We start from the raw sequence: 14891 nt of genomic DNA on the forward strand, positions 1-14891 counted from the left end.
CGCGTCGTCGAGTGCAGGTGATCGCCGGGGTCGTGGGCGGGCGGGGCGGATCCTGTACGGCGGGCGGGGGTCGCGGACGGCCCGGTCGAAGTGGTCGACCGCGTCGAAGACGCGGCGGCCCCGTGCACGCGCCCTCACAGCGTTGGCCGCACTGGTTGATTGATGCCAAGAGACAGCTGCGGAGAGGCAGCACGAGGGTGTCCCCGGCTCGGCGGGCAGGACGAGACTGCGTCGACCGCCATCAGCGCCGCCCGCCACCACGAGGACGAGGGCCTCGCCGACATCACCGGCTTCTTCCTCCCGGCCCAGCCATAGCTAGAGCGCACCCTCCAGCCCCAGGAGGAGGCGCTTGCGGTCGAGGCCGCCGGCGTACCCCGTGAGGGCGCCGTTCGCGCCGATCACCCGGTGGCAGGGGCGGAGGATGAGGAGGGGGTTCGCGCCGATCGCACCGCCCACTGCCCGGACGGCGGCCCGGGGCGCCCCGATACGGGCGGCGATGGCCCCGTACGTGGTGGTCGCGCCGTACGGGACGTCGTCGAGCGCGGCCCAGACCCGCCGCCGGAAGTCGGTGCCTTCGCCGCGCAACTCCAGTTGGAATTCCTTGAGTTCACCGGCGAAGTAGGCCGCGAGCTGCTCCTCGGCCGCCCGGAAGGGCGCCGGGTCGCGCAGCCAGCCCGCCGACGGCACCCGGCCGCCCTTCTGCTCGGGTACGGAGAGGGAGGTGAGTGCGCCGAACTCGTCGGCGGTGAGGAGGAGTTGCCCGGCGGGGCTGTCGACGACGGTGTAGTAGGTGCCTTGCTCGGTGGTCACGACTGAACTCCCTGTTTCTGTGCCTGCGCCTGCGCCTGCGTCTCTGCCTGTGCCTGTGCCTGCGTCTGTAGGTGTTGGAGGGCGTACGACCGCCATGGCCGCCAGGTGTCCGGCACGGACTCGTCCGGCGGTGCCACGTCCGGGTCGCCGAGGGCGCGGGTGCGGATCTCCGCGACGGTACGGGCGTCCAGGCCCGGCAGCGCGAGCAGTGCGGCCTCGGTGTCGTCACGGTCCGCGCCCACGTCGAGGCGGACGGTGCCGTCGGCGAGGGCGGTGGCGAGGGCGCCGAGCGGGCCGCCCGCGCCGGCCAGTGCGGCCGGTTCGGGGAACAGGTGGGTCAGCGTCCCGTGCGGGGCGTCCAGCGTCTTCCCGTACGCCCGCACGAGCAGTTCCGCCTCCTCGCGGCCCACGAGCGCCCGTACCGCGAACTCCTCCGGATCGGCCGCCCCCGGCGAGCGCAGCCCCGGCCTGGCGGCGACGAGCGGGGCGAGTCGCGCGTCCTCCCCGAGGCGCTCGTCCACGGCGTACGGATCGGCGTCCAGATCGAACAGTCGCCGCAGCCTCTGCACGGCGGTGGTGAGATCCCGGGGGTCGGTGAGATGGAGCCGGGCGTCGAGCCAGCCGCCGGGATGCGGGGCCGCGTGCCGGGCCGGGGACGACACCGCGCGCGGCCGTCCGCTCGGCGGCCGTTCGTCGACCTCGGCGATGCCGGTGCCGTACGGAAGGCGGAGGGTGCGCCGGTAGACGCGGTGGCCGCGCCCGCCGGTCATCTCCTCGACGCCGGTGACGGCCTCGGCGGTGAGGACGTCGAAGAGCGCGGTGGACTGGCACGCGCCCCGGTACGCGAGCCGGAGCGGGATTCCGGCGGTCGGCGACCCGGCGGAGCGCCGGGGCGCCCCGGCGCGCAGGGCGCTCGGCGTCATGGCGTACACCGCCCTGATCGTGTCGTTGAACTGGCGCACGCTGGCGAAGCCGGACGCGAAGGCGATCTGGGTGACCGGGAGGGCGGTGGTCTGCAGAAGGACACGGGCGGTGTGGGCCCGCTGGACGCGGGCCAGGGCGACGGGCCCGGCGCCGACCTCTGCGGTCAGCTGCCGCTGGACCTGGCGTGCGCTGTATCCCAGCCGCACGGCCAGGCCGGCGACGCCCTCCCGGTCGACGACACCGTCCGCGATGAGCCGCATGGCCCGGCCCACGGCGTCCGCGCGCACGTTCCACTCGGCCGACCCGGGCACGGCGTCCGGGCGACACCGTCGGCAGGCCCGGAATCCGGCGCCCTGGGCGGCGGCCGCGGTTCCGTAGAAGCGGACGTTCTCCCGTTTGGGCGTCACCGCCGGGCAGCTCGGCCGACAGTAGATCCCGGTCGTCCCGACGGCGAAGAAGAACTCCCCGTCGAACCGCGCGTCCCTGCTGCGCACGGCCTCGTACCTGGTGTCCTCGTCCTTCATGACATCAAGTGTCGACCATGCGGACCGCCGCGGCTGGCGGGATTCGGACACGACGCTTCGCCACTGGAAGGGCCATTTGAAAGGCCACTGGAAAGGCCACTGGAGAAGCGGGGGTGAAGCCCTGCTTCTCCAGTGGCGAGGGGAGCCGCGCGATCAGCCCCCACCGGCCCGCAGCCGGAAATCAGCGGCGCCCACCCCGCTTCGCCTCCATCGCCGCGCGCCCCTCCGCTCCCTTCCGCTTCCAGTCCTTGCGGATCTCGGCCCGGACCCGCGCGTCGCTCTTCGCGACGATCCGCTGGTTCTCGCGGAGCAGCTTGCGGTAGCTGTCGAGGCGTCGCTCGGACAGTTCACCGGACTCGACCGCGCCGAGGACCGCGCAGCCGGGCTCGGCGATGTGCGCGCAGTCGTGGAAACGGCAGTCCGCGGCGAGTTCCTCGATCTCGGAGAAGACCTGCCCGACCCCGCTCTCGGCGTCCCAGAGGCCGACGCCGCGCAGGCCGGGTGTGTCGATGAGGACTCCGCCGCCGGGCAGGGCGAGGAGGTTGCGGGTCGTCGTGGTGTGCCGTCCCTTGCCGTCCGCGTCGCGGATGGCCTGGACGTCCATGACGTCCTCGCCGAGCAGCGCGTTGGCGAGGGTCGACTTGCCGGCGCCGGACTGCCCGAGCAGTACGGAGGTGCCGCCGGAGAGCACCGCGGCGAGGACGTCGAGGCCCTCACCGAGCGCGGAGCTGACCGGCAGCACGGCGACGCCGGGCGCGACGGTCTCCACGTCCTGCACCAGATGCCCCAGCGTGACCGCGTCCGGCACGAGGTCGGCCTTGGTGAGCACGACCACCGGCCGCGCCCCGGACTCCCAGGAGAGTGCCGACGCGTGCAGCGGGGCCTCACCACCCGAACCGGACATGGCCAGCGCCAGGAACCGTTCGATCCGCCCGAGGTCCAGTTCGACCGCGAGCGACACACAGATGACGACGTAATCGATGTTGGTGGCCAGTACCTGGCCCTCGGAGCGCTTGGACGAGGTCGAGCGTACGAAGGCGGTACGGCGCGGCAGAAGTGTCTGCACGTAGCACGGGTCGCTGTCCGCAGGGTCGACGGCGACCCAGTCCCCCGTGCACACGACCTTCATCGGGTCACGGGGCACGACGAACTCGGTGTCGGCGCGGACGGTGCCCGCCGGAGTGACGACGTCACACAGGCCACGGTCGACCCGGACGACCCGACCGGGCAGCAGACCCTGCCCGGCATACGGAGCGAACTCGGCCTCCCAGCCCGCGTCCCAGCCGTACGGCACGAGCGGATGCGAAGCAGACGAGGACAAACCCGGGAGAGAAGAGGAGGACGAACCCGGGAGAGAAGAGAAAGACAAGGGGTGACCCTTCACAAGGGTGGCCCCGGCACCGCGCTCACAGGCGCGGGAGAAGAAGGAGAGATCAGCCGGAGGCCACGGGAGTGGACTTGATGTACTTCCGGATGCGGGCAGCGCCCATCTCAGAGACAGCCATCGGTCACACCTCCCGAACCAAGCCGAGTCACCTGCGGCAACCCCGGGTTGCCGCTCGAACACCACGACCTTAGAGGTACGCGCGTCTCGACGCCATCGCATTACGGCACACCCGCCGGTACGCGGTCACGGGAGCCGGGGTGGGCGGCGGGTGAGTGCGGCCAGGCCGATGACGATCCAGGCGGTGTTGAGCAGCGCGGAGGGCCAGGCCTGGTGGTATCCGGAGTTGACGGTCAGGGCGGCGGCGCCGAACAGGTTCAGCAGTTGGAAGGCCCGGCCTCCGGCGTGGATCCGTTCGGTCGACGCCATCGCGTACGCGGTGAGCAACAGCCCTGCTCCGCCCCAGCCGATGGCGGCGACGACGACCTCCTCGGCCCGGATCACCGGCCCTGACCCCGGCCTTCGCCGCCGCCCGCCTCGTGGTCGACCAGCCCGTGGGCACATACCGGCAGGGTGCCCGTCCCGGCGCGGTACGTGCCGGTGTCGGCGGTCGTCCGCCACAGCTCGTCGCTTTCGTTCATGGCCCGATCATCTGTGCAGTGGGGCTTCACGACAAGCGAGATTTTCTGAAGTGGCACTACAGTCCGGCTAATGGAAACCGGCCCGCGACGGCCGAGGTGCCGCGAGCCGACCCTCGGTGGTCGCCTGCTCGCCTGCTCGCCTGATCGTCTTTGCCCGCATCAGTCCGTAGGCGGGGTGAAGGCGACGTCCAGGCGGGTGAGACCGCGGAAGTTGAGGCTGCGCTGCCACTGCGGCGCGGTGCCGTCGAGCCGTAGGCCGGGGAGCCGGGTGAGGAGTGCTTCCAGCACGATCGCGCCTTCCAGCCGGGCCAACGCGGCGCCGAGGCAGAAGTGCGGGCCGTGTCCGAACGCCATGTGGCGTCCGCCGGGCCGCTCGAAGTCCAGCACATGGGGATCGGGGAACACGGCCGGATCCCGGTTGGCGGCGCCGCACACCAGGAGCACCGTCTGCCCTTCGGCGATGGTGCGGCCCGCCAGGTCCAGATCGTGCCGCGCCCGGCGCAGCATCAGCTGTACCGGGGCGTCGTAGCGCAGGAGTTCCTCGACTGCGGCGGGCATCAGATCGGGCCGGCGGCGCAGCTGGTCGGCCGCGTGCGGGTGGCGGAGCAGGGCGAGTGTGGCGTTGCCGATGAAGTGGGTGGTGGTCTCGTGACCCGCGATCAGGAGCAGGGCGCAGTTGGCGAGGAGTTCGTCGAGGTCCTGGTCGGAGTTCCCGGCCTGGGCGGTCACCAGGGCGCGCAGGGTGTGGGGGGCCGGCGGGGTGTCATGGCGGGTGAGGAGTTCGCGGAAGTAGGCGAGCATGTCCGTCATGCTCTGCGAGGCCTCGCGGTTGCGGTCGGCGTCCAGCCGGGAGTTGCCTATGGCCTCGGCGATCGGCTCGGACCAGGCGGAGAGGGCGGGGCGGTCCTCCTGCGGTACGTCGAGGAGGTCGCAGATGATGGTGAGAGGCAGGGGCCGGGCGAGGTCCGCGACGATGTCCATCCGCCCGGTCGGCGCCGCGCGGGTGATGATCCGGTCGACGGCTTCGAAGATCGGGGCGCGGAGGGTCTCCACTGCCCGGGGAGCGAAGGCCCTGCTGATCAGGGCGCGCAGCCGGGAGTGGTCGGGGGCGTCGCTGTAGAGCATCTGCCGGCTCAGGACCCGGGCCAGCGGCCGCAGTTCCTCGGGGACGGCCTCGATGTCGGGATAGCGCACCGAGGACAGCCCCGGGTCGCCGGTGGCCTTGCCGACCACCGCGTGCCCGGTCGCGACCCAGGCGCCCAGGGTGCGGTCCCAGAAGAGATCGTCGGCGCTTCTCAGCTCTTCGTAGAAGTCGTAGAGACGCTCTTGTACTTGAGGCCGAAAGGCCCGCAACAGCGAGGTGGGAGTGCCCATAACCCCATGTTACGGTCGCGCGCCCGCAGTTCGATCAAGATAGGCGGCGAACCGTCGCGGAAGCCCGCCGGGTTGCCGGTGGACACCCGCGCTCTCGGACGCCGACGCGTTTCGGACGCCGACGCGTTTCGGACGCCGATGCTTTCGGACGCCGATGCTTTCGGACCCGGGGTCAGCCCGGAACGGCCGCGGTGCTCGTGGCCCCACCCGACGGGGGCTCATGGCCCCCGGCGGACGGATGGGTTCACTCGCCGCCGGGGCTCAGTCCCCCTGCTCGCAGGGCCTGCCGTTGAGCGTGAAGTCCACGGGGTCGGGGTTGTCGAAGCCCTGCCAGATGCCGAGGAAGCCGACGCCGAAGGTGCCGCCCGCGGCGACGGTCTTGTTGTAGTCGGCGGCGGTGACGGCGACCTGGGAGCCGTTCTGGTCGAAGGCGCCGTCCCACATCTGGGTGACGCGCTGGTCGGCGGCGTAGGTCCAGCCGACGTGCCAGCTGTCGACGGCCTTGGCGGAGGTGACGGTGAGGGCGGCCTGGAAGCCGCCCGGCCATTCGTTGACGATCTGGTAGCGGACGTGGCAGGTGGCGTCGGGCGACTTGCCGGGGCCGACCGGCTTGTGGGAGACGCGGGCCGGCGTCGAGGAGTCGCCCTGGGGCTCCTCGTTGCTGTTGCCGCTCTCTCCCTTGTCGTCCTCGTCGCCGGAACCGGTCGCCTGGGGCCGGGTCGTGCTCTGCAGTCCGGACCCGTCGCCGGACGGTGGCAGGGTCACCGGGGACCGTGGGTCGCGCTGGACCACCGCCGAGTCTCCGGCGGACGTGCCGTCGGCGGCCGTGTCGTCCTCGCCGAAGGGCATGAGGGAGACGGCGAGCGCCAGCACGGAGACGAGGCCGGCTCCGACGAGCAGCCCGTTGCGGCCGAACCGGGGTTTGGGCTCCCTGCCCGGCGAGAGTCCCCGGTCGCTGCCGGAGGCGTCCGCGCGCCCGGGGAGCATCCCGGCGTCGGCCGCGCGGCGACGGCGCTCCAGGTAGGCGAGTCCGCTCCAGCCGATCACTCCGCCGGCGAGCGCGGCGGGCAGGCCGCCGCCGTGCAGGCCGAGGCAGGCCGCGGCCTCGGCGCACTCCACGCAGGTGGCGAGGTGCCGTGACAGGTCGTCAGGGGTGTCGGTGCCGGGCGAGCGGGTGACCGCGTCCAGCAGCCGGGTGTAGCTGCGGCAGTCGGGGTTCATGGGCATGTCGATCTGGCTGCGGTGGCAGCGGTCCCTGAACAGCGCCCGTACCTGGTCGAGTTCGCTCCTGGCGACCTCCGGGTCGAGGCCGAGTCGGCGGGCCACCGAGCCCAGCGGCAGCGATTCGACCTCGGCCAGCCACAGCAGCGCCGCGTCGGGTTCCTGCATGTCCCGCAGGGCACGCAGGGCGAGGGGGCGGTGCAGCGGTGGGCCGGTGTAGCGCGCGGCCCTGTCCGAGTTGAGCCAGAGGCGCAGGTCGGGGTCGAGCCGGTGGCCCTGGCCGCCCTCCTCCCAGGTCGCGGCGCTGGTCCTGACCCAGGTCAGGAGGAACGGTATTCGAGGCAGCCGCAGGGAACGCCGTCCGGCGCCGCGTTCGCCCCACGCGTCGAACTCCAGGGCGCGCGCCTCGTGCATACCGTTCGTGAAGGCCTCGGTGGCCAGTTGGGTCGCCGCGGTCGAACCGGACGTGCAGAGGTCGGCGTACGACAGGACCGCGTCCCAGCATTCCGAAAACAGCGCGGCCTCGGCGGCGTCCTGAGGCTTCGGCAGGTCAGGCATGGGTCTCCTGCATCCACAGAGCGAGGGGGGAAGTCCGCAAAAGTGGTCAACTGCCCTTTGAATCAAGGGAGTTGGGGGGACCACCTTGCGAATGCCCCAGAGCTTTTCACGGTTCCCACACAACTGACAAGCCGCGTCTTCCCACGCGATTACCAGTGGTCACACTTGTGGAGTTGTACGTACACCGGCCCCGATCGACTCAACCGCCACAGGAGTTACTGAGCGGAAACCTCCTCGCCGGTCTCCGAGGCGCTCTTCTCGACGGCCGGGAGGCTGTCCATGAAGGAGCTCACGGAGAAGACGGCGCGGCCGGGCCCGGGCTCGCCGTATCCGGGGGGCGAGGAGAGACCGAAGTCCTCCATCGTCTGGCGATAGGCCTGCAGCAGCCGGATGTGGTACTCCAGCGGCGCGCCCTGCGGGTTGGCCTTGCCGAGCGGGGTGGTCGGCTCGGGGCACCAGGTGGTGAAGCGGGGCGTGATGCCCTGCGACATGAAGAAACGCAGACCCTCGGTGGTGGACGCGATGGCCTCGTCGACCGTCTTGAAGCCGAAGGGCTCGGCCATCTCCACGCCCGCCACGAAGTTGGGGATCACATTGCGCGCGCCGAAGATCTCCGCCGAGTCGAGGATCCGCTTGTGCCACTCGTCGCGGCCGACGTAGCGCTCCTTGCCGGGGCAGTGGAGCTTGAAGAGGTACTCGTCCCACACCTCGTAGTTGGGGTGGTAGATCTGCACGCCGTAGTCCTTGAAGCGCTGCACGTCGTCGCGCGGCAGCGCCTGGGCGACGACCTTGCCGATCCAGCGGCCCGGGAAGCGCTCCTCGATGGCCTTGGCGTAGTGGCCGTAGAAATCGGCCTCGTCGCGTCCGGCCACCGTCTTGGTGATCGCGCCGCCGGTGAGGGTGTAGGCGGTGGAGGTCTTCGCGGTGTCGTACCGGTCGATGATCTCCAGGGCTTCGAGGACCTCCTCGACGTCCTTGACACCTGTGTACGGGCGACCGGCGGCCTTGTGCTGGCGCCAGTTGTGGTTGATGTCGCAGTACTGGCACTCCTCCTTGGCGCCGAAGTACTGGCAGACCCGGAAGACGGTCAGATAGATGAGGTAGCCCCACTGGATGGTGGGGGCGACCTCCATGACGGACTTCCCGTTGGAGAGCTTGTGCTTGTAGTACTCCGGCATCGGCGGCACACCGACGTCGGCGATGCGCTTGCCGTCGAGGTAGAGGCCGAGCACGCCCTCCTCGTCGGCGGCGACGCGGTACGGCGACGACGGGTTCACGCGAACGGAGACGACGGTGCGGCGCAGGTCGTACGGACCACCCGTGAGGATGATCTCCTCCGGCGGCCGCCGCAGCGCGGCCTCGCCGAGCTCGGGGAGGGTGCTGTGGTCGAAGGAGAAGATGAAGTACGACTTCGGCTTGATGTCGCCCTTCTCGTTGTCGCTCAGCGCGGAGGCGTCGAAGGCCACACCACCCCTGAGCAGGTCCTCCTTGAAGACGGCTTCCCGTGGCACGCCCGGGAACCTCTCCATCAGGTCCTCCACCAGTGCGGTGCGGCTGCCCATCCCGTTCTCCTCGCTCCCGACGTCATGTGAGAGGTCGTCCGTCGTCATTGTTCGCCTCCTCACGGTATGCCTCCGCCCGCGCGGAGGTGGGAGCGGGGGCCCTCGGCGGGGCGCGCGACGGCCCGCGCCCCCGTTGCGCGGGGCACGGGGTGTGAGGACGGAGAAGCGGGCAGGCCGCGGTGTGGAGGAGCGGAGGTCGGCCATGTAGGTCGCGGTGCCGCCCCCGAAGGCCCCGCCGGGCGTCGGCGGCCAGGCTCGGCGGCGAGAGCGCCGCGTGGCGATTCTTCGTCGATGCGCCCTCGTGACGCAGGCGGCTGTGGGCATGCCCCGTCTTCACCTCACCCGGGTGGGCGGCAAGCAGGCTAGGCAGCGTCCGCCGCACCAGGACGGCGTCAGTCCCTCCATGTCCGCGGACGCCGGGGCTCACCCGGGTCGTCCGCGCGCGCCCTCAGCCCGGTGATCACGCCATGCGTTCCAGCGTCGCCCGGTCGAGCGCGTGCGCCGGCTCGCGTCCGGTGGCGAGCCGTTCGGCCTCCTCCGTGACCGCGAGGCCGAGGCGGGCGACCTCGTTGCCCTGGGAGCCGGCCAGGTGGGGGGTGACGAAGGCGTTCGGCAGGTCGAGGAGCGGGGAGTCGGCGGGCAGCGGCTCGGGGTCGGTGACGTCGAGGATCGCGGAGAGCCGACCGGCGCGCAGCTCGTCGATGAGCGCGTCGTGGTCGACGAGGGCGCCGCGCGCGGTGTTCACGAGGACGGCCCCGTCGGGCATGAGGGCGAGTGCGCGGCGGTCGAGGAGCCGGTGTGTCTCGGGGGTGTCCGGGGCGTGCACGGTGACGATGTCGCAGGTGCGCAGCAGGTCGTCGAGCGGCAGCAGGGGTACGCCGAGGGCGGCGGCCCCGGCCTCGTCGACGTAGGGGTCGGTGAGGCTCACCCGCAGGTCGAAGGGGCGCAGCAGTTCGATGACCCGGCGGCCGATGCGGGAGGCGCCGATGACGCCGACGCGGCGGCCGTGGTTGCCGATGCCGGGGACGAACCCCCAGCCCGGCGAGACCCGCTCGGTCCGCAGGCGTTCACGGCGGCCGAGGATGTCCTTGCCGGCGAGCAGGATCATGGCGAGCGTGTACTCGGCCACGGGCAGGGCGTTGGCGGCGGCCGCCGTGGAGACGGCGATCCCGCGCTCCCAGACGGCGGGGGTGACGAACCCCTTCACCGATCCCGCCGAGTGCAGCACCGCCCGCAGCCTGGGCGCCGCGTCCAGGACCGCCTCGTCGATACGGGGGCAGCCCCAGCCGGTGATCAGCACCTCGACCTCGGCCAGCGCCTTGCGGACCCGGGGATCGGTGAAGTCCTCGGCGACCAGGGCGGGATCGATCTCCACGGTCTCGCGCAGGCGGGACAGCACATCCGGCGGGAAGATCCGCGGAACGTTCTCGGCCGTCATGGCGAACAGGGCGAGCGGACGCTCGGGCAAGGAAGGACCTTCCGGCTGGGAGAGGACGAGGTCGGGCGACAGTAACCGGTCTCTACGGTAGGCAGGCGCTCGCGGCAGGGTCAATGAACCGGAATGCGGGCGAAGCGGAGAGGATGGCCCGCGACAGCTACGGCTCGCGTATCGCGGAGGACATCGAGCATGACGGAGACCCTGACGAACTGGGCCGGGAACATCACGTACACCGCGAAGGAGTTGCACCGGCCGCACTCCGTCGACGCGCTGCGAACCCTGGTCGCGGGCAGCGAGAGGGTGCGGGTGCTGGGCAGCGGGCACTCGTTCAACGAGATCGCGGAGCCCGGCCCCGAGGGCGTCCTGCTCTCCCTGACCGGGCTGCCGCCGGCGATCGAGGTGGACTCGGGGGCCCGTACGGTACGGGTCGGCGGCGGTGTCCGGTACGCGGAGCTGGCCCGGGTGGTGCACGCCCACGGTCTCGCCCTGCACAACATGGCCTCCCTCCCGCACATCTCGGTGGCGGGCTCGGTCGCCACCGGCACCCATGGCTCGGGCGACGGGAACGGTCCACTCGCGGCGGCCGTCCGCGAGGTCGAGCTGGTCACGGCGGACGGTACGACGCTGACGCTCACCCGCGGCGACGACCGCTTCGGCGCGGCGGTCACCTCGCTCGGCGCCCTCGGCGTGGTCACCGCGCTCACCCTCGACCTGGAGCCCGCCTTCGAGGTGAATCAGCATGTCTTCGGTGAACTGCCCCTGGCCGGGCTGGACTTCACCGCCGTGTCGGGGGCGGCGTACAGCGTGAGTCTCTTCACCCGCTGGCAGCACTCCGGCTTCGACCAGGCGTGGGTCAAGCGGCGCTCGGACCGGCCCGACTCGGACTTTCCGTGGGCCGCGCCCGCGACCGAGGCGATGCACCCGGTGCCGGGGATGCCGGCGGTGAACTGCACCGAGCAGTTCGGGGTGCCCGGTCCCTGGCACGAGCGGCTGCCGCACTTCCGGGCCGAGTTCACGCCGAGCAGCGGGGACGAGCTGCAGTCGGAGTATCTGCTGCCGCGCTCGTTCGCGGTGGACGCCCTGAACGCGCTCGACGGGATCCGGCACACCGTGGCACCGGTGCTGCAGGTCTGCGAGGTCCGCACGATGGCCGCCGACGAGCAGTGGATCGGCCCCGCCCACGGCCGGGACACGATCGCGCTGCACTTCACGTGGATCGCGGACGCGGCGCCCGTACTGCCGGTGGTGCGGCGGGTGGAGGAGGTGCTCGCGCCGTTCGAGGCACGGCCGCACTGGGGCAAGGTGTTCACCGTGCCGGCGGCCGAACTGGGGCGGCTGTACCCCCGGCTGGGTGATTTCCGGAGGGTGGCCGACGGGCTGGACCCGGCGGGCAAGTTCCGCAACACCTTCGTACGGGATGTGCTCGGCGCCTGAGGCCGGTCGGTCCGCGCGGCCCTCACCTGGCGACTCGCCGCAGGGTCGGTCTCCGGCCACGGGTGCGCGGGCCGTGGGGAGACTTCGTAAACCCCCTTTCCTAACCCCTTGTCGAAAGTCCCCGCGCGCCATAGCCTGGCGCGGCGCCGGGGCATCAGGCCTCGTCATGGCCTGGAGGGTCGAGGGGATCATGTCGTCGGTGAAGCGCACCTCACGCGACATCCGCACCGCGAACCGCTACGAGGTGCTGCGGCAGATCATCGCCAAGTCTCCCACCTCCCGGCAGGAGCTGGCGGCGGCCACCGGGCTGAGCCTGGCCACGGTCGCCACGCTCGTCGGAGAGCTGCTCGACCTCCGCATGATCACCGAGGTCGGGTTCGAGGACTCGGCCGGGGGCCGCCCCCGCGGACTGGTGGCCGTCAACGCGTCGGGGGGCGCGTTGATCGGCGTCGACATCGCGGAGACGTACGTCCATGTCGAGCTGTTCGACCTGGCACTGAACGTCCTGGCGCGGGCCGAGGAGGACGTCCGCGCCGGTGAGAGTCTTCCCGAGCAGATGGTGGGCCATGTCGCCGCCGCCGTCGGCTCGGTGGTCACGCAGGCCGGCATCGAGGGCGCCCGGGTGCTCGGCGTCGGGGTGAGCGTGCCGGGGCAGGTGGACCGCGCCACCGGCATCTCGGAGTACGCGCCCAACTGGGACTGGCACGACGTGCCGCTGCTCGACCTGCTGACCGAGCACATCGCCTACCCCCTGTACCTGGACAACCCGCTGCGCGCGGTCGCCGTGGCCGAGCTGTGGTTCGGGGCCGCGCGAGGGTGCGGGGACGCCGTGATCGTCAATCTCGGGACCGGTGTGGGCGCGGGGCTCGTCCTGGGCGGCGGGCTGCACCGGGGGGTGAGCAACAGCGCCGGGGAGTGGGGCCACACCACGATCGTCCTGGACGGCCGGCTGTGCCACTGCGGCAACCACGGGTGCGTGGAGACGTATGTGGGCGCCCCGGGGATCATGCTGAACCTCCGGGAGCTGAGCCCGCGCAGCACGCTGCTCCATCCCGAGGACCAGACGGCCACCATCGCGGCGCTCGCGCAGGGCGTGGCCCGGCAGGACCCGGTGGCGGTCAAGGTGGTACGGAACACCGCCCGTTACCTGGGTGCGGGGATCGCCGACCTGGTCAATCTGTTCAATCCCGAGGTGGTCGTGCTCAGCAGCTGGGTCGCGGCCGCCCTCGGCGAGCCCCTGGTCGCGGAGGTGCGCGAGGCCGTCGCCCGGCACGCGCTGCCGCGTCCGATGGCCGCCACCGACATCGTGCTCTCCCTGATCCCCACGGACCCGGCATGCCTGGGTGCGGCGACGTTCGCGCTCGAAGGGGCACTCCAGTCGGTCGGGCAGAAGCCGGGCAAACGCACCGCCCCGGCGAGGGACAACCCGGTCGTACGACACCGAGGCCGCCCCGAAGAGCGCGAACGGCTACACCACCACCCCTGAGCCGAGGGCCGCCGGACCCTGACCCGGCGGCCCTCTCCTTCCCTTCAGTTCCCTTTGCAGTGCTCGGACGTTCGGAACACCGACCGAATACAACGCTTCGAACAGACTTCGTCCAACCCCTTGCCGAAGCCTTAGCCGAAGGTTAACGTCCCGCTCCGCAAGCCTCTTTGAGCCACTGAGTCAACTGGCACTGAGCCGCAGAGTTTTCAGGCACAGAGCCGCAGCCGTACTCGAGACAAGGACGTCAGCATGTCGGCAATGAGCAACAGCAACTTCGACCGCCGCTCCGTACTGCGGGCCGCCATGGGCCTGGCCGCAGCCGGCGGTCTGGCCGCGTGCGGCGGCAACACCGGACGCAGCAACGGCGGAGGGTCGGGCGCCGGTCTGACGCAGTACTTCCACGCGTACGGCGAGGCGGGCACCGAGCAGGCCATCAAGAAGTACGCGAAGGCGTACAAGGGCGCCAACGTGACCACGCAGTGGATCACCGGCAACAACTTCGAGCAGAAGCTGTTCGCGGCGCTGCTCACGAAGAACGCGCCCGACGTCTTCGAGTTCCACCCGCAGATCCAGCTCATCAAGAGCGGTCAGGTGGCGGACCTGAGCGACATCATCGAGCCGGTCAAGGACGACTTCAACCAGGCCGACATCGCGTCGCACACGGTCGACGGGAAGATATACGGCGTCCGCATGATCGACGACCCGCAGTTCTTCTTCTACCGGCCCTCGGTGTTCGAGAAGGCGAAGATCGAGGTGCCGCAGACCCTCGAGGAGCTGATCGCGGCCGCCGACAAGCTCACCACCAGCAAGGTCAAGGGCGCCTTCCTCGGCAACGACATCACCACGGTGCAGAACCCGCTGATCTGGTCGGCCGGCGCGGACACCCTCACCGCGGACAACAAGCCCGCCTTCAACACCGACGCCGTCGCCGACGGCCTGAAGCAGCTGCGGTCCCTGTTCACCAGCGGCAACCTGCTGCTCGACGCCCCCACCGACTGGTGGGACCCGTCGGCCTTCACCCAGGGCCTGACCGCGATCCAGTGGTGCGGCATGTGGGCCATGCCCGCGATGATCGAGGCCCTCGGCGACGACATCGGCATCTTCCCCTTCCCGAAGGTCGGTTCCGCGGGCAAGCAGTCGGTCACCAACGGCGGCTGGTCGATGTTCGTCAACGCCAAGGGCGACAACGTCGAGGCGGCCAAGGAATACGTCAAGTGGCTGTGGATCGACCAGAAGGAGTACCAGGAGGACTGGGCCACCTCCTACGGCTTCCACATCCCGCCGCGCACCTCCATCGCCGAGTCCGCCACCAAGCTGAAGACCGGCCTTCCGGCCGAGGGCGTCAAGCTCTTCAACGAGTTCGGCCACTTCGACAACATCGGCTGGACGCAGGCGATGATCTCCGCGGTCAACGACGTGATGGCGAACTCCGTCCGCAAGAACGAGGACCCGAAGGCCCAGCTCGCCGCTGCGGAGAAGAAGGTCGACACCGAGCTCAAGAAGCTCTTCGGATAGGTCATCGGACGGATCTCGAC

At 71.1% G+C, this 14891-nt stretch carries 13 protein-coding genes; 4 read left to right on the forward strand and 9 right to left on the reverse strand.

Annotated features, from left to right (window positions below):
* Positions 1-162 precede the first annotated feature (162 nt).
* Entirely contained in the window at positions 163-315 is a 153-nt protein-coding gene (locus OG622_RS11980) for a hypothetical protein (protein ID WP_371575611.1), read from the forward strand.
* Here OG622_RS11980 and OG622_RS11985 read toward each other — a convergent pair whose 3' ends face one another.
* From OG622_RS11985 to OG622_RS12025, 9 genes are all read right to left on the reverse strand, one after another.
* Positions 316-810 (reverse strand): methylated-DNA--[protein]-cysteine S-methyltransferase, encoded by a 495-nt coding sequence (locus tag OG622_RS11985; protein ID WP_371575613.1) that lies wholly within the window; start codon positions 808-810, stop codon positions 316-318.
* Positions 807-2258 carry a bifunctional transcriptional activator/DNA repair enzyme AdaA gene (locus OG622_RS11990; RefSeq protein WP_371575615.1) on the reverse strand — a complete coding sequence of 484 codons (1452 nt, stop codon included), beginning with the start codon at positions 2256-2258 and terminating at the stop codon, positions 807-809. The genes OG622_RS11985 and OG622_RS11990 overlap by 4 nt, the downstream gene beginning before the upstream one ends.
* Positions 2259-2439: 181 nt before the next feature.
* On the reverse strand, positions 2440-3627 hold the full coding sequence (gene rsgA, locus OG622_RS11995; RefSeq protein ID WP_371575617.1) for a ribosome small subunit-dependent GTPase A: 1188 nt from the start codon (positions 3625-3627) through the stop codon (positions 2440-2442).
* A gap of 261 nt (positions 3628-3888) precedes the next feature.
* Entirely contained in the window at positions 3889-4146 is a 258-nt protein-coding gene (locus tag OG622_RS12000; RefSeq protein WP_371575619.1) for a hypothetical protein, read from the reverse strand.
* Positions 4143-4283, reverse strand: coding sequence for a hypothetical protein (locus OG622_RS12005; RefSeq protein ID WP_371575621.1), 141 nt, complete (start codon positions 4281-4283; stop codon positions 4143-4145). The genes OG622_RS12000 and OG622_RS12005 overlap by 4 nt, the downstream gene beginning before the upstream one ends.
* A 159-nt stretch (positions 4284-4442) precedes the next feature.
* Positions 4443-5657: a cytochrome P450 gene (locus OG622_RS12010; protein ID WP_371575623.1), complete on the reverse strand. Its 1215-nt coding sequence runs from the start codon at positions 5655-5657 to the stop codon at positions 4443-4445.
* Positions 5658-5918: 261 nt separating this feature from the next.
* The gene (locus OG622_RS12015; protein ID WP_371575625.1) at positions 5919-7436 is read right to left on the reverse strand and encodes a cellulose binding domain-containing protein; all 1518 of its coding nucleotides are present in this window, start codon (positions 7434-7436) and stop codon (positions 5919-5921) included.
* A gap of 215 nt (positions 7437-7651) precedes the next feature.
* Positions 7652-8998, reverse strand: coding sequence for a radical SAM protein (locus OG622_RS12020; protein WP_371584072.1), 1347 nt, complete (start codon positions 8996-8998; stop codon positions 7652-7654).
* A gap of 460 nt (positions 8999-9458) precedes the next feature.
* Positions 9459-10466: a hydroxyacid dehydrogenase gene (locus OG622_RS12025; RefSeq protein WP_371575627.1), complete on the reverse strand. Its 1008-nt coding sequence runs from the start codon at positions 10464-10466 to the stop codon at positions 9459-9461.
* Positions 10467-10625: 159 nt separating this feature from the next.
* On the opposite strand from OG622_RS12025, the gene OG622_RS12030 reads away from it, so the two are divergent.
* The 3 genes from OG622_RS12030 (at position 10626) to OG622_RS12040 (ending at position 14871) form a co-directional block, all read left to right on the forward strand.
* A complete protein-coding gene (locus OG622_RS12030) occupies positions 10626-11870 on the forward strand; it encodes an FAD-binding protein (RefSeq protein WP_371575628.1) in 1245 nt (414 codons plus the stop codon).
* 190 nt (positions 11871-12060) lie between these two features.
* Positions 12061-13356, forward strand: coding sequence for an ROK family transcriptional regulator (locus OG622_RS12035; protein WP_371584073.1), 1296 nt, complete (start codon positions 12061-12063; stop codon positions 13354-13356).
* A 249-nt stretch (positions 13357-13605) separates the two neighbouring features.
* Positions 13606-14871 (forward strand): ABC transporter substrate-binding protein, encoded by a 1266-nt coding sequence (locus OG622_RS12040; RefSeq protein ID WP_371575630.1) that lies wholly within the window; start codon positions 13606-13608, stop codon positions 14869-14871.
* Positions 14872-14891 lie beyond the last annotated feature (20 nt).

The organism is Streptomyces sp. NBC_01314, assembly GCF_041435215.1.
Lineage (GTDB): Bacteria > Actinomycetota > Actinomycetes > Streptomycetales > Streptomycetaceae > Streptomyces.